Source organism: Pseudomonas sp. (genome assembly GCF_050739775.1).
Lineage (GTDB): Bacteria > Pseudomonadota > Gammaproteobacteria > Pseudomonadales > Pseudomonadaceae > Aquipseudomonas.
Genome location: NZ_JBOICA010000002.1, coordinates 117,234 through 136,343 on the forward strand (window position 1 = coordinate 117,234; position 19,110 = coordinate 136,343).

The following is a 19,110-nucleotide window of genomic DNA, read 5'->3' on the forward strand; positions in this document are numbered from 1 at the left end:
GCATTCATGCGTCATTACGAAATCATCTTTCTGGTCCACCCTGACCAGAGCGAGCAAGTCGGCGGCATGGTTGAGCGTTACACCAAGCTGATCGAAGAAGACGGCGGCAAGATCCACCGTCTGGAAGACTGGGGCCGTCGTCAACTGGCCTACGCAATCAACAATGTTCACAAGGCTCACTACGTGATGCTGAACGTTGAGTGCACCGGCAAGGCCCTGGCCGAGCTGGAAGACAACTTCCGCTACAACGATGCCGTGATCCGTAACCTGGTCATCCGTCGCGACGAAGCCGTCACTGGCCAGTCCGAGATGCTCAAGGCTGAAGAAAACCGCAGTGAGCGCCGTGAGCGTCGCGACCGTCCTGAGCATGCTGACAGCGCCGATGGCGACGACAGCAATGACAGCGACAACAGCGATAACGCTGACGAGTAATCCACGGACCTTTTGAGGAGCCTATTACATGGCACGTTTCTTCCGTCGTCGTAAATTCTGCCGCTTCACTGCTGAAGACGTGAAAGAGATCGATTACAAAGATCTCAACACCCTGAAAGCTTACGTATCCGAAACCGGCAAAATTGTTCCAAGCCGTATCACCGGTACCAAAGCTCGTTATCAGCGTCAGCTGGCTACCGCTATCAAGCGCGCCCGCTTCCTGGCCCTGCTGCCCTACACCGACAGCCACGGCCGCTGAGACCGGGTCGTCGACAAGTAGCAAAGGATAGAATGCATGCGCGCCTTAGCTGATTTCATCATGCGTGGTCGCGTGCAAGCCACCCTGGTGGTGGTGGGTTGTGCGGCGTTGCCGCTGTTGTTCTGGTTGAGTGCCGCCGCCGGGAGCCTGGTGTTCCTGCGGCGCGGTTTCAAGGACGCCTCCGGGATCCTCGCCTGGGCATTATTGCCGGCGTTGGCCTGGTGGTTCTTCGGCGAGCCGCGCACCTTGATGGTGTTGCTGGGGACGCTGGGACTGGCTGCGCTGTTGCGCGCCGGACAGTCCTGGAACCGGGTGCTGTTGTTCAGCATCGCCATGGGCCTGGTGTATGGCGTGATTCTGGGTTCGGTGTTCCGCGAACCGATCGAAGCTCTGGCTGGAGCGCTTGAAAAAGCCCTGCCGCAGATGCTCGATGGTCTCTACCAGCAGTTGTCGGTAGAGGAGCGGGCCCGCCTGGGCAGCCTGATCGCACCGGTGCTCAACGGCCTCATAGCGGCATTGTTGCAAGCCGTCAGTGTGCTGGCCCTGATGTTGGGTCGTTATTGGCAGGCAGTGTTGTATAACCCGGGAGGTTTCGGTCGCGAGTTTCAAGCGGTCAGGCTCCCCCTGGTGCCGGCGCTGGTGCTGTTGGTGCTCATGCTGGTGGGACCGAATTTCGGTCCTGAACTGGCGATGTTGACGCCACTGTGCAGCGTACCGCTGATGTTTGCAGGGCTTGCCCTGATGCATGGGTTGGTGGCGCAAGGACGACTGGGCAAGTTCTGGCTGGTCGGGATGTACGTGACACTGCTGCTGTTCATGCAGCTGACTTATCCGTTGCTCGTGGTTTTGGCCATTGTTGACAGCCTGATTGATTTTCGCGGTCGCAAGGTACCCCCAAAAGGTGCCGATAACGATTCCGCGAACGGTGAAGGTTAAAAGTAAGAGGATTTTCACATGCAACTGATCCTTCTGGAAAAAATCGCCAACCTGGGCAACCTGGGCGATAAGGTAAATGTTAAGGCTGGTTACGGCCGTAACTACCTGCTGCCGTTCGGCAAGGCCACCGCTGCTACCGCTGCCAACCTGGCTGCGTTCGAAGAGCGTCGTGCTGAGCTGGAAAAACTGGCTGCAGAGAAAAAAGCTTCGGCTGAAACCCGCGCTGCCCAACTGGCCGAGCTGGAAGTGACCATCACTGCCACCGCCGGTGACGAAGGCAAGCTGTTCGGTTCGATCGGCACCCACGACATCGCTGACGCTCTGACCGCCTCCGGCGTTGAAGTGGCCAAAGCTGAAGTTCGTCTGCCGAACGGCACCATCCGTAACGTCGGCGAATACGACGTTGCCGTGCACCTGCACAGCGACGTTGAAGCCACCGTTCGCGTGGTTGTTGTCGCAGCCTAAGCTGGACCAATCGGCTGGCACCCTGGGTGCCGGCCGGTTAACATCGGGCACGATCCTGCTTTGCAGGTCGTGCCCTTTGTCTTTTTCATCTCCCTGATTCCTGCGTGGCCATGAACGAGATAACCGCCCCCGAGCAATATGATCTGCAAACCTCAGCCCTGAAGGTGCCGCCGCATTCCATCGAGGCCGAACAGGCCGTGCTCGGTGGCTTGATGCTGGATAACAACGCCTGGGAGCGAGTGCTCGATCAAGTCTCCGACGGCGACTTCTACCGGCATGACCACCGTCTGATCTTCCGTGCCATCCACAAGCTCGCCGACCAGAACGCCCCGTTTGACGTGGTGACCCTGCACGAGCAACTGGACAAGGAAGGTCTGAGCTCGCAAATCGGCGGTCTGGGCTACCTGGGCGAACTGGCCAAGAACACCCCGTCGGTGGCCAACATCAAGGCCTATGCGGCAATCATCCGCGAGCGGGCGACGCTGCGTCAGCTGATCAGCATCAGCAACGAAATCGCTGACAGCGCCTTCAACCCCCAGGGGCGTAACGCCGCCGAGATCCTCGATGAAGCCGAGCGGCAGATCTTTCAGATCGCCGAAGCACGGCCGAAGACCGGCGGCCCGGTTGGCGTCAATGACTTGCTGACCAAGGCGATCGACCGCATCGACACGCTATTCAACACCGACAGCGCGATCACCGGCCTGTCCACCGGCTACACCGATCTCGACGAGAAGACCAGCGGCCTGCAACCGGCCGACCTGATCATCGTCGCTGGCCGTCCGTCCATGGGTAAGACCACCTTCGCCATGAACCTGGTGGAGAACGCCGTGTTGCGCAGCGACAAGGCCGTACTGGTCTACTCCCTGGAGATGCCAGGTGAATCGCTGATCATGCGTATGCTTTCGTCCCTGGGTCGTATCGACCAGACCAAGGTGCGTTCCGGCCAACTCGAAGACGACGACTGGCCACGCCTGACCTCGGCGGTCAACCTGCTCAACGACCGCAAGCTGTTCATTGACGATACCGCCGGCATCAGCCCGTCGGAAATGCGCGCGCGTACCCGTCGCCTGGTACGTGAGCACGGGGAAGTCGGTCTGATCATGATCGACTACCTGCAACTGATGCAGATCCCTGGCTCCAGTGGCGACAACCGCACCAACGAGATTTCCGAGATCTCCCGCTCGCTCAAGGCCCTGGCCAAGGAGTTCAACTGCCCGGTGGTGGCCCTGTCGCAGCTCAACCGCTCCCTCGAGCAGCGGCCGAACAAGCGTCCAGTGAACTCCGACTTGCGTGAATCGGGTGCAATCGAGCAGGACGCCGACGTGATCATGTTCGTTTACCGCGACGAGGTGTATCACCCGGAGACCGAGCACAAGGGCATCGCCGAGATCATCATCGGCAAGCAGCGGAACGGCCCGATTGGTTTTATTCGCCTGGCCTTCATCGGTAAGTACACGCGCTTTGAAAACCTGGCGCCGGGTAGTTACAACTTCGACGACGACGAATAAGGCCTATTCGCCTTATTCCGACCTTTAGCGTCGGAATTGGTCAATTTTTGTGCTATATTCCGCGCCCGCGATTTTCATCGATTAGCCACCGGTCACTGACATGCAAGCAGCCAAACCACTTTTCGACTATCCCAAGTACTGGGCCGAATGCTTCGGACCGGCGCCTTTCCTGCCGATGAGCAGGGCGGAGATGGATCAGCTTGGCTGGGACTCCTGCGACATCATCATCGTGACCGGTGATGCCTACGTCGACCATCCGTCGTTCGGCATGGCGATCATCGGCCGTCTGCTGGAAGCCCAGGGCTTTCGCGTGGGCATCATCGCCCAGCCGAACTGGCAGTCCAAAGACGACTTCATGAAGCTCGGCGAGCCGAACCTGTTCTTCGGCGTCGCGGCCGGCAACATGGACTCGATGATCAACCGCTATACCGCCGACAAGAAGATCCGCTCCGACGACGCCTACACTCCGGGCGGCCTGGCCGGCAAGCGTCCGGACCGCGCCAGCCTGGTCTACAGCCAGCGCTGCAAAGAGGCCTACAAGCATGTGCCGATCGTCCTTGGCGGCATCGAGGCCTCCCTGCGTCGTATCGCTCACTACGACTACTGGCAGGACAAGGTTCGTCATTCGATCCTGATCGACGCCTGCGCCGATATCCTCCTGTACGGCAACGCCGAGCGGGCCATCGTCGAAGTGGCCCAGCGCCTGTCCTTTGGCCAGAAGATCGAAGACATTACCGACATCCGCGGAACTGCCTTCATTCGTCGCGACACGCCGCAAGGCTGGTACGAAGTCGACTCCACGCGTATCGACCGTCCGGGCAAGATCGACAAGATCATCAACCCGTACGTCAACACCCAGGACACCCAGGCTTGCGCCATCGAGCAGGAGAAGGGCCCGGTCGAGGACCCGAACGAAGCCAAGGTCGTGCAGATCCTCGCCAGCCCGCGCATGACCCGCGACAAGACGGTGATTCGCCTGCCATCGTTCGAGAAGGTTCGCGCTGACGCCGTGCTCTATGCCCACGCCAACCGCGTGCTGCACCTGGAGACCAACCCGGGTAACGCTCGCGCCCTGGTGCAAAAGCACGGTGAAGTGGACGTGTGGTTCAACCCGCCACCCATTCCGATGACCACCGAAGAAATGGACTACGTGTTCGGCATGCCCTATGCGCGCATCCCGCACCCGGCGTATGGCAAGGAGAAGATCCCGGCCTACGACATGATCCGTTTCTCGGTGAACATCATGCGCGGCTGCTTCGGCGGCTGCACTTTCTGCTCGATCACCGAGCACGAAGGACGGATCATCCAGAACCGCTCCCACGAGTCGATCATTCGCGAAATCGAAGAGATCCGCGATAAGGTTCCGGGTTTCACCGGTGTCATTTCCGACCTGGGTGGCCCGACCGCGAACATGTACCGCATCGCCTGCAAGAGCCCCGAGATCGAATCGGCGTGCCGCAAGCCATCGTGCGTGTTCCCGGGCATTTGCCCGAACCTGAACACTGACCACTCGGCGCTGATCAAGCTGTACCGCAGTGCCCGTGAGCTGCCGGGGGTGAAGAAGATTCTCATCGCTTCCGGTCTGCGTTACGACCTGGCGGTGGAGTCGCCGGAGTACGTCAAGGAACTGGTGACTCACCACGTTGGTGGCTACCTGAAGATTGCCCCGGAGCACACCGAGGAAGGCCCGCTGAATCAGATGATGAAGCCGGGCATCGGTAGCTATGACCGTTTCAAGCGCATGTTCGAGAAGTACTCCAAAGAGGCGGGTAAGGAACAGTACCTGATCCCGTACTTCATCGCCGCGCACCCGGGCACCACTGATGAAGACATGATGAACCTGGCCCTGTGGCTCAAGGGTAACGGTTTCCGTGCCGACCAGGTGCAGGCGTTCTATCCGTCGCCGATGGCGTCGGCTACGGCCATGTACCACTCGGGCAAGAACCCGCTGCGCAAGGTCACTTACAAGAGCGACCCGGTAACCATCGTCAAGAGTGAACAGCAGCGCCGTCTGCACAAGGCCTTCCTGCGCTACCACGATCCGAAGGGCTGGCCGATGCTGCGTGAAGCGCTGGAGCGCATGGGGCGTGCCGACCTGATCGGCCCAGGCAAACACCAGCTGATTCCGCTGCACCAACCCGCCACCGACAGCTACCAGAGTGCTCGCCGCAAGAACTCCACCCCGGCGGGCAGCCACAAGGTGGCCAAGGAACAGAAGATCCTGACCCAGCATACGGGCTTGCCGCCACGTGGCAGTGACGGGTCCAACCCGTGGGACAAGCGCGAACAGGCCAAGGCCGCTGCGTTTGCCCGCAACCAGCAGGCGGCCAAGGATCGCAAAGAGGCCGCCAAGGGCGGCAAGGGCAAGAAGAAACCCACCCGCCAGCCGGTTCTGCCGCGCTAAACAGAACGCCAGCCTTCGGGTTGGCGTTTTTGTTTCTATGGCTGCCTACCATCAGTCTTTCCTGGCAAAGCCTCAAATCTGTGCAAGGCTTGCACACGGCAGCCTCGCTACGGTGCGCTTTTGGTGCGACTGTAGGTGCTGCATGCAGGGAATCGCAGGCCTGGGCCCATGGCACAAGTCTTGCGCGGTTCCACTACCGCCCAGGCTCGCAGGAGGCCCGCCGTGTCGATCCATGTCGCCTTGCACCACGTTACCGATTACCGCTACGACCGTGCTGTCGAGCTGGGTCCACAGATCGTCCGCCTGCGTCCGGCGCCTCACAGCCGCACACGGATTCTCTCCTATGCGTTGAAAGTGCAGCCGGACGGGCATTTCATCAATTGGCAGCAAGATCCCCAAGGCAACTACCTGGCACGCCTGGTGTTTCCGGAGAAGACCGACACGCTGCGGGTAGAGGTGGACCTGGTTGCCGAGATGGCGGTGTTCAACCCGTTCGATTTCTTTCTTGAGCCTTATGCCGAAGCAATTCCCTTCAGCTATGCCAAGGACGAGCGCCACGAGCTGATGCCCTACCTGGAGCAACTACCGCTGACGCCAGCCTTCGCCGCTTACTTGCAGAGCATCGATCGCAGCCCACAACCCAGCGTCGATTTTCTGGTCGCCCTGAACCAGCGCGTGAGCCAGGACATCAGCTACCTGATCCGCCTCGAACCCGGTGTACAGACGCCGGAACAGACCCTGGAACTTGGCTCCGGTTCCTGCCGCGACTCGGCCTGGTTACTGGTGCAGCTATTGCGCCACCTGGGGCTGGCCGCACGCTTCGTCTCCGGATACCTGATTCAACTAACCGCCGACGTCAAAGCCCTCGATGGGCCCTGCGGCACCGAAGAGGATTTCACCGACCTGCACGCCTGGTGTGAGGTGTACCTGCCCGGCGCGGGCTGGATCGGCCTGGATGCTACTTCCGGGCTGTTTGCCGGTGAAGGGCATATCCCATTGGCCTGTAGCCCCGATCCGACCTCGGCGGCGCCGATCAGCGGCCTGGTCGAACCCTGCGACTGTACCTTCGCCCATGAGATGGGTGTGGAACGGCTGTGGGAGTCACCCCGGGTGACGCTGCCCTACAGTGATGAGCAATGGCTGGCAATCGTCGCCCTCGGGCGTCAGGTCGATACCGATCTGAAGGCCGCGGATGTGCGCCTGACCATGGGTGGAGAGCCGACATTTGTGGCCCTTGAGGACCCCGATGGCGCCGAGAGGAACACGGCGGCCCTGGGACCGAACAAGCGCCGCCTGGCCAACGAGTTGTTCCTGCGCCTGTACAAGCACTATGCACCCAAAGGGCTGGTGCACTTTGGCCAGGGCAAGTGGTATCCGGGCGAGCAACTGCCACGCTGGTCACTGAACTGCTTCTGGCGCCGTGACGGCGAACCGGTGTGGAGCAATCCGGCGCTGATTGCCCAAGAGCAGGAAGACTATGGCGCCGACAGCCAGTTGGCCGGGCGCTTCCTGGCCAGCATTGCCGAGCGTCTGAAACTGCCCACACGCTATGTGTTTCCCGCCTACGAAGATGCTTTGTATTACTTGTGGCGTGAAGGCGGTCTGCCGTCCAATGTCCGCGCCGACGATGCGCGGCTAGAGGACGAGATGGAGCGTGCGCGCCTGCGCAAGGTGTTCGGCCAGGGCCTGGACAAGGTCATCGGCCAAGTACTGCCGCTGGCGCGAAGCGCCGATGAGCAACGCTGGCAGAGTGGCCGCTGGTACCTGCGCGAGCAACATTGCCGGCTGGTGCCGGGTGACTCGCCACTGGGTTACCGTTTGCCCCTGGCGGCACAACCCTGGGTCAGCGCCGCGGAGTACCCCTATGTACATCCGGCGGACCCCAACCAGCTTCAAGGGGACTTGCCTGATCGCGATGCACTGGCAGTTGCGAGCGCCTCTCATGTTGTGGATGAGCAGGAGCGGCCGGCACCGAAGGTCGATGCCTCCGCCGACTGGCTGACCCGTACAGCCTTGTGTGCCGAAGCGCGGGAGGGGCGCTTGTACCTGTTCATGCCACCGCTGTCGCGGCTGGAGGACTACCTTGAGCTGGTGGCTGTGATCGAGGCTAGCGCAACCGAACTCAATTGCCCGGTAATCCTCGAAGGCTACGAACCGCCCGCCGACTCGCGGCTGCTTAACTTCAAGGTGACCCCGGATCCAGGGGTGATCGAGGTCAATGTGCAGCCGTCGACCAGTTGGGACGAGTTGGTCGAACGCACCAAGTTTCTCTATGAACAGGCCCGCCAGACGCGACTGGTCAGCGAGAAATTCATGATCGACGGGCGCCACACCGGGACCGGTGGCGGCAATCACTTTGTGCTCGGCGGCGCCACCCCGGCGGACTCACCTTTTCTGCGTCGACCGGACTTGTTGCGTAGCCTGATCAGCTATTGGCACAACCATCCATCATTGTCCTACCTGTTTTCCGGCCTGTTTATCGGGCCGACTTCCCAGGCGCCACGGGTCGATGAAGCGCGCAATGACGCCTTGCACGAACTGGAAATCGCCTTCGCCCAGATGCCCGAGCCCGGTGAACCGTGCGCACCGTGGCTGGTGGACCGCTTACTGCGCAACCTGCTGATCGACGTGACCGGCAACACCCATCGCGCCGAATTCTGCATCGACAAGTTGTATTCGCCCGATGGTCCTGCCGGACGTCTGGGCCTGCTGGAGCTGCGGGCGTTCGAGATGCCGCCGCATGCGCGCATGAGCCTGGTTCAGCAGCTGTTGCTGCGGGCACTGGTGGCGCGCTTCTGGCGCGAGCCCTATGCGCCGGTTCGGTTAACCCGTTGGGGCACTGAGCTTCACGATCGTTTCATGCTGGCGCATTTCATCGAGCAGGACTTTGCCGATGTGCTGGTCGAGCTCAATGCCGCCGGTTACCCACTACGTGCCGAATGGTTCGCCGCGCATATGGAGTTCCGTTTTCCCAAGGTCGGCGATTACGCGGTCAATGGCATCGCGCTTGAGCTGCGCCAGGCCCTGGAGCCCTGGCATGTGCTGGGCGAGGAGGGCAGTGGTGGTGGCAACGTACGCTATGTGGATTCGTCTCTGGAACGCCTGCAGGTCAAGGTCAGTGGTATGAGTGGCGAGCGCTATCGGCTGACCTGTAACGGCGTTGCCGTGCCGTTGCAGGCCACCGGGCGAGTCGGTGAATTCGTCGCCGCCGTGCGTTATCGCGCCTGGCAACCGGCCAACTGCCTGCAGCCGACCATCCCGGTACACACGCCGCTGGTCTTCGATCTGCTCGATACCTGGATGGGGCGCTCGCTGGGCGGTTGCCAGTATCACGTGGCGCACCCGGGCGGGCGCAATTATGAAACCCAGCCGGTCAATGCCAATGAAGCCCAGAGCCGGCGCCAGGCACGGTTCTTCCGCCTTGGGCACAGCCCGGGCAGCTTGCCGGTGCCAGCCGTACAGGTTGATCCGGAGTTCCCCTTTACCCTGGATCTGCGCCGCCACTGAGCGCTACTCTGAAACGACTTGCCGCCTTCGAGCATTGCCATGCCTGACTTGTTAGATGTCTACCCGCTGCAGCCGGGGACTTATCACGAAATGCTCGAAGCCCAAGGCAAGGTTCGCGGCCATTGGCAGCCGCTGTGTGACTACCTGCAGCGCAGCGGTCCGGCGCAGTTGGCCCAACGCCAGGCCTCTCTGACCCGGCAGTTGCAGGAAAACGGCGTCACCTACAACGTCTATGCCGACCCCAAGGGCGCCGACCGCCCCTGGGAACTCGACCTGCTACCACAACTGTTGCCCGCAGCCGAGTGGCAACAGCTGGCTACCGGCGTCGCCCAGCGAGCACGCCTGCTCAATGCGCTGCTGGCGGATATCTACGGGCCGCAACAGCTGATCAGTGAAGGTTTGCTGCCCGCCGAGCTGGTCTATGGGCATAACAATTTCCTCTGGCCCTGCCAGGGCATCCGCCCGCCCCAAGGGACGTTCCTGCATATGTATGCGGTGGACCTGGCACGGGCGCCGGACGGTCGCTGGTGGGTGACCGCCGACCGTACTCAGGCGCCTTCCGGTGCCGGCTATGCCCTGGAGAACCGCACCATCGTTTCCCGGGCTTTGCCCGAGTTGTACCGGGACCTGCAGGTGCAGCATCTGGCGGGTTTCTTCCGGACCTTGCAGCAGACCCTGGTGCGTCTGGCACCCAGTGAGAAAGAGGCGCCGCTGGTGGTCCTGCTGACGCCGGGACGTTTCAACGAGAGCTATTTCGAACACCTGTACCTGGCGCGTCAGCTGGGTTATCCCCTGGTGGAGGGCAGTGACCTGACCGTGCGCGATGCCACGGTGTACCTCAAGACCCTCAGCGGCCTGCGCCGGGTCCACGCGATCATGCGCCGCCTGGATGATGACTTCTGCGACCCGCTGGAACTGCGCACCGATTCGGCCCTGGGCGTGCCCGGGTTGCTTGACGCGGTGCGCCAGGGCCGCGTGCTGGTGGCCAATGCTCTGGGCAGCGGTGTACTGGAGTCGCCCGGGCTGCTGGGTTTTCTGCCGGCCATCAACCAGCGCCTGTTCGGCGAAGACCTCAGTCTGCCATCAATTGCCACCTGGTGGTGCGGCGAGCCAGCGGTGATGGCGAGGGCGCTGGAGCAGTTGCCGCAGTTGCTGGTCAAGCCGGCGTTTCCTTCGCAGAGCTTCACTCCAGTGTTCGGCCGCGATCTGACCAGCGCTCAGCGCCAGGCGCTGGCCGAACGGATTCAGGCGCGTCCCTATGCCTATGTCGCCCAGGCGTTGGCGCAATTGTCCCAGGCGCCGGTATGGCAGCAGGAGCAGGGGCAGTTGCAGTCGCGGGCCATCGGCATGCGGGTATATGCGGTGGCATCGCCTGAGGGTTACCGGGTGCTGCCCGGCGGTCTGACCCGGGTTGCCGCGCTGGCCGACGCCGAAGTGGTGTCGATGCAGCGAGGAGGCGCCAGCAAGGACACCTGGGTGCTGGGCGAGACAGCGCCCATCGGCGAGCAGTGGCGCGCCCAGCGCACGCTAGGGGTAGCAGGCCTGATCCGCCAGGACCCTTACCTGCCATCGCGGGTGGTGGAGAACCTGTTCTGGTTCGGGCGCTATTGCGAACGCTGCGATGCCAGCGCCCGTTTGCTGCGGATCATCCTCACCCGTTATCTGGATGGCGATGACCCCTTGGCCCTGCAGGCGGCTGTGACCTTGGCCGATGAGCTCTCGTTGCTGCCGGAAGAGGGCACGTTGCCCGAGCGCTTACGTACCGCCCTGGTCGATAGCGACTGGGCTTTCAGCCTCAAAGCCAACTTGCAGCGCTTGCAGTGGGCGGCTTCGCAAGTGCGCGGCAAGCTCTCGCGGGAGAACTGGCAGGCACTGGTGGAGTTACAGCACGAAGCCCAGAGCCTGGATGATGACGCTGCGGACTTTGGTGAGCAGGTGGACTTTCTCAATCGCCTGGTGATGTCCATGGCGGCGTTGTCCGGCTTTGCCCTGGACGACATGACCCGCGACGAGGGCTGGCGCTTTTTGATGATCGGCCGGCGAATCGAGCGTCTGCAATCACTGTGCAGCAGCATGGCGGCCTTCCTTCGCGGACCTGCGGTGTTCGATCAGGCCGGGCTTGAGTGGCTGCTGGAGCTGGGCAACAGTAGCATCACTTACCGTTCGCGCTACCTGGCGGTGGCACAGTTGATTCCGGTGCTCGATTTGTTGCTGCTCGATGAACAAAATCCTCATGCGGTGCTGTTCCAGCTCAATCTGCTGGTACGTGCCTATCGGCGCTTGTGTGATGAATTCGCCAGCGGCGCAGATCCTGGCCTGGCGTTGTTGGCCGAGCAACTCAAGTATTTTGATTTGCGCAGCCTGGAGGACTCGCTATTCGGCAGTGCCAGCGTACATGCGGTGCTGACCGGCCTGGCCGATCTGTTGCGCGCTATCGCCGTGGCCAGCGGTGAGATGTCCGAGCGTCTGGCGCTGCGGCATTTCGCGCATGTCGACGATGTCACTCAGCAAACGGTATCGGTCTGATGAGCGCTCACTACCAGGTCATCCATGACACCCATTATCGTTACGACAGCCCGGTATCCCTGGCCCAGCAACTGGCGCATCTGTGGCCGCGACCCTGTGCCTGGCAACGGTGTACGGCGCAGGATTTACAGGTCAGTCCGGCACCGACGCAGCGGCGTGATGAATGGGATGTGTTCGGTAATCCGCTCACCCGCCTGGCCTTCGAGCGCCAGCATGAGCAGTTGCGGGTAGTGGCGCGCGTGCAGATCGAGGTATTGCCCCGCGGCGAACCGCAGTTCAGCGCCTCACCCGCCTGGGAGCAGGTACGTGATGCCCTGACCTATGCCAGTCAGCCCCTGTCGGGCGAGCATCTGGAAGCCTGTCACTACCGTTTCGAATCGCCCTATGTGCGCCTCAAGCAGCGCTTCGTGGCATTCAGCGCGTCGTGCTTTGCGCCAGGGCAGCCGATGCTGGCAGGCGCCCAGGCGTTAATGGAAAAGATCTTCGCCGAGTTCACCTTCGATGCCGAGGCGACCCAGGTCGCCACGCCGTTGGTGGAGGTGCTTGAGCGCCGTCGCGGCGTCTGTCAGGACTTCGCCCACCTGATGCTCGCCTGCCTGCGCTCCCGCGGACTGGCGGCGCGTTACGTCAGTGGCTATCTGCTGACCCGCCCGCCGCCTGGACAACCTCGACTGGTGGGGGCTGACGCCTCGCATGCCTGGGTCTCGGTGTTCTGTCCGACTCAGGGCTGGGTCGATTTCGATCCCACCAACAACCTGCTTCCGGCACTGGAGCACATCACCCTGGCCTGGGGCCGGGATTTTTCCGATGTGTCGCCGTTGCGCGGGGTGATCCTTGGCGGCGGCACTCATGACCCGCAGGTGCAGGTCACGGTCACGCCGCTGGAGGACGGGCCGTATTAGTCAGGCTTTTTGTCGACCCACTTGGGGGCTACCGGTGCCTGGAAACTGTCCATGGCATCCAGCAGCTCGGCCGGTGCATCGGCCAATTGCAGCATGGCGCGGTGCTGTGGGCGTACGAAGCCTTCTTCCACTACGTGGTCGAGGAAGCTGCCCAGCTTGCTGTAGAAACCATTGACGTCGAGCAGGCCTAGCGGTTTGGCGTGGTAGCCCAGTTGGCCCCAGGTCCAGACTTCGAACAATTCTTCCAGGGTACCCAAGCCGCCGGGCAGGGCAACGAAAGCGTCGCTCAGTTCGGCCATGCGCGCTTTGCGCGCGTGCATGCCATCGACGATTTCCAGGCGGGTCAGACCGCTGTGGCCGACTTCGGCATCTTTCAGCGCTTGGGGAATGATCCCGATCACTTCACCACCAGCGGCCATGGCCGCGTCGGCAACGACGCCCATCAAGCCAACTGCACCGCCGCCATACACCAGGGTCAGGCCGCGCTGGGCGATGGTCTGGCCGAGGGCGATGGCCGCTTCCCGGTAGGCCGGGTTGACGCCGGTGCTGGCGCCACAGAACACACAAACGGAACGTACTGGCATTGCTTCTCTCCGGTTACAAGCGCACACAGAGTAAGGCGCATGCCTGCCGCTTCCAAGGCTGGATTCATTACGGACGGGAGAATTCGCAGGTGACGCCGGTGGCACCGCAGGCATAGGCGGCCAGCAGGCTGTTCATCAAGCTACCAAGGGACATGATTTTTGCTCCTGAATGAGAGGTTGTCTCATCGTCCAGTAATGGCGCATGATGTGCACTTTGATTGCATGTATACAATCGATAGAACAATTCTACTGCCTGGCCCTTGGCCAGCCCCTTGATCCATATCAGGGAAGGGCTGAAGGGATTCAGGCAGTCTGCAAACTGATCAAAACCCTGCCAAGGAGATTCACGATGTTTGCCAAAGTTGTAGCCGTATCCTTGCTGACCCTCGCCAGCACTCAAGTATTTGCCGCTGAGTGCAAGGTCACGGTCGACTCCACCGACCAGATGTCCTTCAACACCAAGGCCATCGAAATCGACAAGAGCTGCAAGACCTTCACCGTTGAACTGACTCACTCAGGCTCCTTGCCGAAGAACGTCATGGGCCACAACCTGGTGATCAGCAAGGAAGCTGACATGCAGCCGATCGCTACCGACGGCCTGAGCGCAGGCATCGACAAGAGCTATCTGAAAGAAGGCGATGCCCGCGTTATCGCTCACACCAAAGTGATCGGTGCCAAGGAAAGCGACTCAGTGACCTTTGATGTTTCCAAGCTCAAGGCTGACGAGAAGTACGGCTTCTTCTGCTCGTTCCCAGGACACATCTCGATGATGAAAGGCACCATTACCCTGAAGTAATGTGTCGTCTGTAAATCGCGGGGCAAGCGCGCCCCCACACACAGCCTGTGGGAGCGGGCTTGCCCGCGATGCTTTTCAGGGCGCGAACGGCATCTCGCGCTTGTGCTGGGTCTTCTCGTAAGTGCCTTTGATAATCTCGAACGCTTCCTCGCTGACCGGCTCGCCGTGCAGGAAAGCATCAATCTGCGCGTAGGTCACGCCATGTGACGCTTCGTCCGGCTTGCCCGGTGCCATGTCTTCCAGGTCCGCCGTCGGCACTTTCTCCACCAGTGACTCCGGGGCGCCAAAGCTGCGCGCGATTGCCCGTACCTGATTTTTCACCAGCCCGCTCAAGGGCGCCAGGTCGCAGGAGCCATCGCCGAATTTGGTAAAGAAGCCCATCACCGCCTCAGCGGCGTGGTCGGTGCCGATCACCAGGCCCTGGCGGGCACCGGCGATGGTGTATTGCGCGACCATGCGCATGCGCGCCTTGATGTTGCCCACCACGAAGTCGACCATTGCCGGCTGGCCGTTCTCCAGTGCTTGCACCTCTTTGGCCAGCGCCTGCACAGCCGGAGCAATGTTCACCGTGTGCAGCTCGTCCGGCCTGATCACGTCCAGGCAGGCCTGGGCGTCGTGCTCATCCTGTTGGACGTGGTAGGGCAAGCGCACGGCGATGAAGCAATAAGCCGGGTCACCGGTTTCGCTGCGCAGCTCATTGATCGCCCGTTGTGCCAGCAGGGCAGCGGTCAGCGAATCGACGCCACCACTGATGCCCAGCACCAGGGTTTTCAACCGGGCGTTGCTCAGGCACTGCTTGATGAACGCCACGCGCCGGATCACTTCGGCATCGAGCGCGGCGCGGTCGGCGAAGGGCGGCTGGACCTTGAGCGCTTGCGCAATCTCTCGCTGGACGGCTTGCATGAATTACTCCTTGGGCACTTTGAACACGTGGCGCAGATAGGCGACGAAGTTGTCGTCGCGGCATTGGGTCTTGGCGGCCTCGTCGGAAATCTTGGCGACAGGCTGGCCGTTGCAGTCGGTCATTTTAAGCACGATGTTCATCGGCGCCACCCCGGGAATGTCACAGGTCAGGTTGGTGCCAATGCCGAAGCTGACGTTGATCCGACCGCGCAGGGCCCGGAAGATCTCCAGTGACTTGGTCAGGTTCAGGCCGTCGGAGAACACCAGGGTCTTGGTCATCGGGTCAATGCCCAGCTTGCGGTAGTGGGCGATGGCCTTTTCCGCCCAGCGCACCGGGTCGCCCGAGTCATGGCGCAGGCCGTCGAACAGCTTGGCGAAGAACAGGTCGAAATCGCCGAGGAACGCATCCATGGTGATGCAGTCGGTCAGGGCGATGCCGAGCAGGCCGCGGTACTCGCGGACCCAGCAGTCGAGGGCGGCGATCTGGCTGTCGATCAGCCTTGGGCCCAGTTGCTGATGGGCCATGATCCACTCGTGGGCCATGGTGCCCAAGGGCTTGATATCCAGTTTTCGTGCCAGGTGCACGTTGCTGCTGCCGACGAAGCGCGCCGGGAAATCCTCCTTGAGTACTCGCACTACTTCTTCCTGGACCTTGTAGGAGAAGCGTCGGCGGGTACCGAAGTCGGCTACCTGCAACTCGGCCAGCTCATCGCTGCTGGCATGGGCCTTGAGCCAGTCGAACTTGCGGTAGAGCTGGTCGCGGGCTTCGCTGAGCTTGACCTGGGGGTAACGCTGGCGATTGCGTACTTCGCTGATGATTGCCAGCAGCGGCACTTCGAAGAGGATCACGTGCAGCCACGGGCCGCGTAGACGCAGGTACAGCTGATCGTTTTCGATGCCCAATTGCAGGTAGCGCAAATTGAAGCGAAACAGGCCGAGAAAACGCAGGAAATCCGGCTTTATGAAGCTGATCTGTTCGAGAAAACCCAGTTGGCCATTGGCCAGGCTCAGTTCGCACAGCTTGTCGATCTGTTCACGTATCTGCGCCAGATAGGGGCGCAGGTCTTCGCCATTGCGGCAGCGAAACTCCCATTCAACGTCGATGTTGGGGTAGTTGTGCAGCACCGCCTGCATCATGCTCAACTTGTAGAAGTCAGTGTCAAGCAGGTTCTGCACGATGCGATCAGTGAAGGCGCTCTCGCTCATAAGGGGCTCCGTAGGGGCGCACGCCATCAACAGCCAGCAACGACGCACAGACCTTGCCATTGTGCCAGCCTTTTTCCGCAGGTGGGCAGGCATGTCTCGGGTACATCGGTAGCAGCCTACAGGTAGCAGCGCTTTTCCGGTTCAGCGGCTAGCTTGTAATGGTGCCCGCTGTAGCAGTCGCGCACCAAGGATGTGCAGTTCGGTTACGCATCCTGTTACAGGCTGGTTGCACGTAAACACTTGTCGGGGTTGCAATGATGGCACTGGGTGGTTGCTCTTTTTCTCCTGATGCGGTGGCGCTTGGCTTGAGGCAGACGGTTGCACAGCCAGTAAAAAAAGGACGCGGCCCAGGCCCCGGTAACTTCTTCACGCGTTTTTCCAGAATAAAAATCCAATGGCACGGCCCTTGCTCAGAGCAATTGCTGAAAGTTGTAGTGCCAACCAAAAAAACTCCAAGGAGCACCACCTCATGTCGCAGACGTTTTACAAGAAAGGCTTTCTGGCCCTTGCCGTAGCTACGGCGCTGGGTGTTTCTTCGTATGTTCAGGCCGACATCAAGATCGGTGTAGCGGGCCCGATGACCGGTCCCAGCGCAGCGTTTGGCGAGCAGTACATGAAAGGTGCACAGGCGGCGGCGGATGCCATCAACGCCGCGGGCGGTGTCAACGGCGAAAAGATTGTTCTGGTAGCAGGTGACGATGCCTGTGAACCGAAGCAGGCCGTAGCCGTAGCCAACCGTCTGGTCGACCAGGACAAAGTCGCCGGTGTGGTCGGGCACTTCTGCTCGTCCAATACCATCCCCGCTTCCGAGGTCTATGACGAAGCCGGGGTGATCTCCATCACCCCGGGCTCGACCAACCCAAAGGTTACCGAGCGCGGCCTGAGCGCCATGTTCCGCATGTGCGGGCGTGACGACCAGCAGGGCATCGTCGCCGGCGATTACATCGTCGACGTGCTCAAGGGCAAGAAAGTCGTGGTCCTGCACGACAAGGACACCTACGGTCAGGGCCTGGCGGATGCGACCAAAGCGCAACTGGTCAAGCGCGGCGTGACCCCGGTGCTGTATGAGGGCCTGACTCGTGGCGAGAAGGACTTCAGCGCTGTGGTCACCAAGATCCGCGCCGCTGACGCTGATGTCGTTTACTTCGGTGGTTTGCACCCGGAAGCGGGTCCGCTGGTTCGGCAGATGCGTGAGCAGGGCCTCAAAGACGTCAAGTTCATGTCCGATGACGGCATCGTCACGGACGAGCTGGTCACCACCGCCGGTGGCGCACAGTACGTCGATGGCGTGTACATGACCTTCGGCGCCGACCCACGCCTGCTGCCTGACAGCAAGGCGGTAGTGGATGCCTTCCGCAAGACCGGCTATGAACCTGAGGGCTACACCCTGTACGCCTATGCATCGCTTCAGGCCCTGGCCGCAGGCTTCAACGGCGCCAAGTCGAACAAAGGCGAGGACGCCGCCAAGTGGCTCAAGGCCAATCCGGTGAAAACCGTGATGGGTGAGAAGACCTGGGACAGCAAGGGCGACCTGAAAGTCTCTGACTACGTGGTCTACCAGTGGGACAAGGACGGCAAGTATCACCAACTGGAAAAACAAAACTAACAACGGTAGCCGGCCCGGGCCTGTGCCCGGGTCGCTACCCGGTTTTGCGCCGTACCTGTCTTTTCTCGTAGATCTGCACAACCCTGCGCTGCGAGGGCCGCTTCATCCGGGGCTCACCGTAGTCGGCGCTGTGCAATCTCAAATACGTGAGATTGCGTTATGGATGGTATTTTTCTGCAGCAACTGATCAATGGGCTGACCCTGGGGTCTGTCTATGGTCTGATCGCCATCGGCTACACAATGGTCTATGGCATTATCGGCATGATCAACTTCGCGCACGGCGAGGTGTATATGATCTCCGCTTACCTGGCGGCGATCAGTCTGGCATTGCTGGCGTACTTCGGTATCGAATCCTTCCCGCTGCTGATGCTCGGGACGCTGATCTTCACCGTCGTGGTGACGGGCGTTTATGGCTGGACCATCGAACGCATCGCCTACAAACCCTTGCGTAACTCCACCCGCCTGGCCCCTTTGATCAGTGCCATCGGCATTTCGCTGATCCTGCAGAACTACGCGCAGATCAGCCAGGGTGCGCGCCAGCAAGGCGTACCGACCCTGCTCGAAGGCGCCTGGCGCCTGGAAGTGGGCACCGGTTTCGTCCAACTGACCTATACCAAGATCTTTATCCTGGTTGCCGCTTTCGTCGGCATGGCCGCGCTGACCTACATCATCAAGTTCACCAAGCTGGGACGCATGTGCCGTGCGACCCAACAGGATCGCAAGATGGCTTCGATCCTCGGCATCAACACTGACCGGGTGATCTCTTACGTGTTCGTTATCGGTGCGGTAATGGCCGCCCTGGCGGGCGTACTGATCACCATGAACTACGGCACCTTCGACTTCTATGCCGGCTTCATCATCGGCATCAAGGCCTTCACCGCAGCGGTACTGGGCGGCATCGGCTCGTTGCCGGGCGCCATGCTCGGCGGGATCATCCTCGGTATCTCCGAGTCGCTGTTCTCCGGGTTGATCAACTCCGACTACAAAGACGTGTTCAGTTTCTCCCTGCTGGTACTGATTCTGATCTTCCGTCCTCAAGGCCTGTTGGGTCGCCCACTCGTGGCGAAGGTGTAAGT

General features: G+C 61.2%; 15 protein-coding genes. 12 read left to right on the plus strand and 3 right to left on the minus strand.

The features are described 5' to 3' along the window. Positions 1-6 precede the first annotated feature (6 nt). The 9 genes from rpsF (at position 7) to ACRESH_RS02100 (ending at position 12,939) form a co-directional block, all read left to right on the plus strand. Entirely contained in the window at positions 7-432 is a 426-nt protein-coding gene (gene rpsF, locus ACRESH_RS02060; protein ID WP_010221605.1) for a 30S ribosomal protein S6, read from the plus strand. Positions 433-460: 28 nt separating this feature from the next. Continuing rightward, positions 461-691, plus strand: coding sequence for a 30S ribosomal protein S18 (gene rpsR, locus ACRESH_RS02065; RefSeq protein ID WP_009403887.1), 231 nt, complete (start codon positions 461-463; stop codon positions 689-691). A gap of 36 nt (positions 692-727) precedes the next feature. Then, on the plus strand, positions 728-1,627 hold the full coding sequence (locus ACRESH_RS02070; RefSeq protein WP_431740369.1) for a hypothetical protein: 900 nt from the start codon (positions 728-730) through the stop codon (positions 1,625-1,627). Between the two features lie 18 nt (positions 1,628-1,645). Beyond that, positions 1,646-2,092 (plus strand): 50S ribosomal protein L9, encoded by a 447-nt coding sequence (gene rplI / locus ACRESH_RS02075; RefSeq protein ID WP_028945689.1) that lies wholly within the window; start codon positions 1,646-1,648, stop codon positions 2,090-2,092. Positions 2,093-2,202: 110 nt separating this feature from the next. Beyond that, positions 2,203-3,600 carry a replicative DNA helicase gene (dnaB, locus tag ACRESH_RS02080; RefSeq protein ID WP_038615183.1) on the plus strand — a complete coding sequence of 466 codons (1,398 nt, stop codon included), beginning with the start codon at positions 2,203-2,205 and terminating at the stop codon, positions 3,598-3,600. A 100-nt stretch (positions 3,601-3,700) separates the two neighbouring features. Continuing rightward, on the plus strand, positions 3,701-6,004 hold the full coding sequence (locus ACRESH_RS02085; protein WP_431740370.1) for a YgiQ family radical SAM protein: 2,304 nt from the start codon (positions 3,701-3,703) through the stop codon (positions 6,002-6,004). A 222-nt stretch (positions 6,005-6,226) separates the two neighbouring features. Beyond that, positions 6,227-9,511, plus strand: coding sequence for a DUF2126 domain-containing protein (locus ACRESH_RS02090; protein ID WP_431740371.1), 3,285 nt, complete (start codon positions 6,227-6,229; stop codon positions 9,509-9,511). Between the two features lie 39 nt (positions 9,512-9,550). Further along, complete coding sequence (locus tag ACRESH_RS02095) at positions 9,551-12,037, plus strand: circularly permuted type 2 ATP-grasp protein (protein ID WP_431740372.1); 2,487 nt, start codon at positions 9,551-9,553, stop codon at positions 12,035-12,037. Next, on the plus strand, positions 12,037-12,939 hold the full coding sequence (locus tag ACRESH_RS02100) for a transglutaminase family protein (protein WP_431740373.1): 903 nt from the start codon (positions 12,037-12,039) through the stop codon (positions 12,937-12,939). Before ACRESH_RS02095 ends, ACRESH_RS02100 begins: the two co-directional genes overlap by 1 nt. Here ACRESH_RS02100 and ACRESH_RS02105 read toward each other — a convergent pair. Continuing rightward, on the minus strand, positions 12,936-13,523 hold the full coding sequence (locus ACRESH_RS02105) for a TIGR00730 family Rossman fold protein (RefSeq protein WP_431740374.1): 588 nt from the start codon (positions 13,521-13,523) through the stop codon (positions 12,936-12,938). The two genes, ACRESH_RS02100 and ACRESH_RS02105, sit on opposite strands and share 4 nt — an antisense overlap. A gap of 349 nt (positions 13,524-13,872) precedes the next feature. Here ACRESH_RS02105 and azu point away from each other — a divergent pair, with 349 nt between their 5' ends. Then, positions 13,873-14,319 carry an azurin gene (azu, locus tag ACRESH_RS02110; protein WP_431740375.1) on the plus strand — a complete coding sequence of 149 codons (447 nt, stop codon included), beginning with the start codon at positions 13,873-13,875 and terminating at the stop codon, positions 14,317-14,319. 75 nt (positions 14,320-14,394) lie between these two features. On the opposite strand, the gene nadE is transcribed toward azu, so the two are convergent. After that, entirely contained in the window at positions 14,395-15,222 is an 828-nt protein-coding gene (gene nadE / locus ACRESH_RS02115) for an ammonia-dependent NAD(+) synthetase (RefSeq protein WP_431740376.1), read from the minus strand. 3 nt (positions 15,223-15,225) lie between these two features. After that, entirely contained in the window at positions 15,226-16,428 is a 1,203-nt protein-coding gene (pncB, locus tag ACRESH_RS02120; RefSeq protein WP_431740377.1) for a nicotinate phosphoribosyltransferase, read from the minus strand. A 469-nt stretch (positions 16,429-16,897) separates the two neighbouring features. On the opposite strand from pncB, the gene ACRESH_RS02125 reads away from it, so the two are divergent. Both ACRESH_RS02125 and ACRESH_RS02130 read left to right on the plus strand, forming a co-directional pair. Continuing rightward, on the plus strand, positions 16,898-18,034 hold the full coding sequence (locus ACRESH_RS02125; RefSeq protein ID WP_431740378.1) for an ABC transporter substrate-binding protein: 1,137 nt from the start codon (positions 16,898-16,900) through the stop codon (positions 18,032-18,034). Between the two features lie 159 nt (positions 18,035-18,193). After that, positions 18,194-19,108, plus strand: a complete 915-nt coding sequence (locus tag ACRESH_RS02130) for an ABC transporter permease subunit (RefSeq protein ID WP_043863513.1) — start codon at positions 18,194-18,196, stop codon at positions 19,106-19,108. Positions 19,109-19,110: the final 2 nt, after the last annotated feature.

Bases quoted from the DNA above. Each gene is read 5' to 3' on its own strand.
- ACRESH_RS02125 (WP_431740378.1), top strand. From the start codon at position 16,898: ATGTCGCAGACGTTTTACAAGAAAGGCTTTCTGGCCCTTGCCGTAGCT.
- rpsF (WP_010221605.1), top strand. From the start codon at position 7: ATGCGTCATTACGAAATCATCTTTCTGGTCCACCCTGACCAGAGCGAG.
- ACRESH_RS02105 (WP_431740374.1), bottom strand. From the start codon at position 13,523: ATGCCAGTACGTTCCGTTTGTGTGTTCTGTGGCGCCAGCACCGGCGTC.
- nadE (WP_431740376.1), bottom strand. From the start codon at position 15,222: ATGCAAGCCGTCCAGCGAGAGATTGCGCAAGCGCTCAAGGTCCAGCCG.
- azu (WP_431740375.1), top strand. From the start codon at position 13,873: ATGTTTGCCAAAGTTGTAGCCGTATCCTTGCTGACCCTCGCCAGCACT.
- ACRESH_RS02070 (WP_431740369.1), top strand. From the start codon at position 728: ATGCGCGCCTTAGCTGATTTCATCATGCGTGGTCGCGTGCAAGCCACC.
- pncB (WP_431740377.1), bottom strand. From the start codon at position 16,428: ATGAGCGAGAGCGCCTTCACTGATCGCATCGTGCAGAACCTGCTTGAC.
- rpsR (WP_009403887.1), top strand. From the start codon at position 461: ATGGCACGTTTCTTCCGTCGTCGTAAATTCTGCCGCTTCACTGCTGAA.
- ACRESH_RS02095 (WP_431740372.1), top strand. From the start codon at position 9,551: ATGCCTGACTTGTTAGATGTCTACCCGCTGCAGCCGGGGACTTATCAC.
- dnaB (WP_038615183.1), top strand. From the start codon at position 2,203: ATGAACGAGATAACCGCCCCCGAGCAATATGATCTGCAAACCTCAGCC.
- ACRESH_RS02100 (WP_431740373.1), top strand. From the start codon at position 12,037: ATGAGCGCTCACTACCAGGTCATCCATGACACCCATTATCGTTACGAC.
- rplI (WP_028945689.1), top strand. From the start codon at position 1,646: ATGCAACTGATCCTTCTGGAAAAAATCGCCAACCTGGGCAACCTGGGC.
- ACRESH_RS02130 (WP_043863513.1), top strand. From the start codon at position 18,194: ATGGATGGTATTTTTCTGCAGCAACTGATCAATGGGCTGACCCTGGGG.
- ACRESH_RS02085 (WP_431740370.1), top strand. From the start codon at position 3,701: ATGCAAGCAGCCAAACCACTTTTCGACTATCCCAAGTACTGGGCCGAA.